Source organism: Clostridium sp. AF29-8BH (assembly GCF_003478145.1).
GTDB lineage: Bacteria > Bacillota > Clostridia > Lachnospirales > Lachnospiraceae > Otoolea > Otoolea fessa.
The window spans coordinates 1,513-3,002 of record NZ_QUEL01000049.1 but is presented as its reverse complement, the minus strand read 5'-3'; the positions used below and the strand labels follow the sequence as shown (position 1 = coordinate 3,002).

The window sequence follows — 1,490 nt, the reverse complement described above, 5'->3', positions numbered from 1 at the left end:
CTTGGCACTAAGAGCCGATGAAAGACGTGATAAGCTGCGAAAAGCTTCGGGGAGGAGCAAATATCCATTGATCCGGAGATATCTGAATGGGGAAACCCGGCTGAGAAGACCTCAGTCATCCATACGCCAATACATAACGTATGGAAGGGAACCCGCTGAACTGAAACATCTAAGTAGGCGGAGGAAGAGAAAGAAACATCGATTCCCAAAGTAGCGGCGAGCGAAATGGGAAGAGCCCAAACCAGAGTGCGTGCACTCTGGGGTTACGGACTGCATAAGTGAGCTGATTCGTTAATGGAACGGTCCTGGAAAGACCGGCCAGAGAGAGTGAAAGCCTCGTACATGAAAACGATAAGCAGCGGCAGGATCCAGAGTACCGCGAGACACGTGGAACCTTGCGGGAATTCGGGGGGACCACCCCCCAAGGCTAAATACTCCTTAGTGACCGATAGCGCATAGTACTGTGAAGGAAAGGTGAAAAGGACCCCGGGAGGGGAGTGAAAGAGAACCTGAAACCCTGTGTTTACAAGCTGTGGAAGCACGTTAAGGTGCAACCGCGTACTTTTTGTAGAACGGTCCGGCGAGTTGCGGATGCTGGCGAGGTTAAGGAGTAAAGCTCCGGAGCCGAAGCGAGAGCGAGTCTTAATAGGGCGTAAAGTCAGCATGTGCAGACCCGAAACCGGGTGACCTATCCATGTCCAGGTTGAAGTTCCCGTAAAAGGGAATGGAGGACCGAACGCACATCCGTTGAAAAGGGTGGCGATGAGGTGTGGATAGGGGAGAAATTCCAATCGAACCCGGAGATAGCTGGTTCTCCTCGAAATAGCTTTAGGGCTAGCCTCGTATTAGTTTAGCGGAGGTAGAGCACTGAATTTCCTAGGGGGCGTCAAAGTCTACCGAAGAATATCAAACTCCGAATGCCGCATAAATGATGTACGGGAGTCAGACTGCACGAGATAAGTTGGGTAGTCAAAAGGGAAAGAGCCCAGACCTACAGCTAAGGTCCCAAAGTGTGTGTTAAGTGGAAAAGGATGTGGGATTTCGAAGACAACTAGGATGTTGGCTCAGAAGCAGCCACACATTCAAAGAGTGCGTAATAGCTCACTAGTCGAGAGGTCCTGCGCCGAAAATGTCCGGGGCTAAAACACAACACCGAAGCTTAGGAATGTAATTATACATTGGTAGAGGAGCATTCTTAAAGAGACGAAGCAGTACCGATAAGGAGCTGTGGATTTTTAAGAAGAGAGAATGCCGGAATGAGTAGCGAGATGGAGGTGGGAATCCTCCAGGCCGAATATCTAAGGTTTCCAGAGTAAAGCTGATCTGCTCTGGGTAAGTCGGGGCCTAAGGCGAGGTCGAAAGACGTAGTCGATGGATAACAGGTTGAAATTCCTGTACTGCATATCATCAGAACTGTGGGGACACAGAGAGATACCGGAACCTGGGAATGAAGATACCAGGGCAAGCGAGGTAGGTGCTAAGCTGGCAAA

Annotated in this window: 1 rRNA gene (running past one end of the window); it reads left to right on the top strand. The window is 50.2% G+C overall.

Features of this window, described 5'->3' with window-relative positions:
* Window positions 1-1,490 (top strand): 23S ribosomal RNA (locus DWZ16_RS15110); its annotated part runs 1,472 nt beyond the window's last position; the annotation flags it as partial.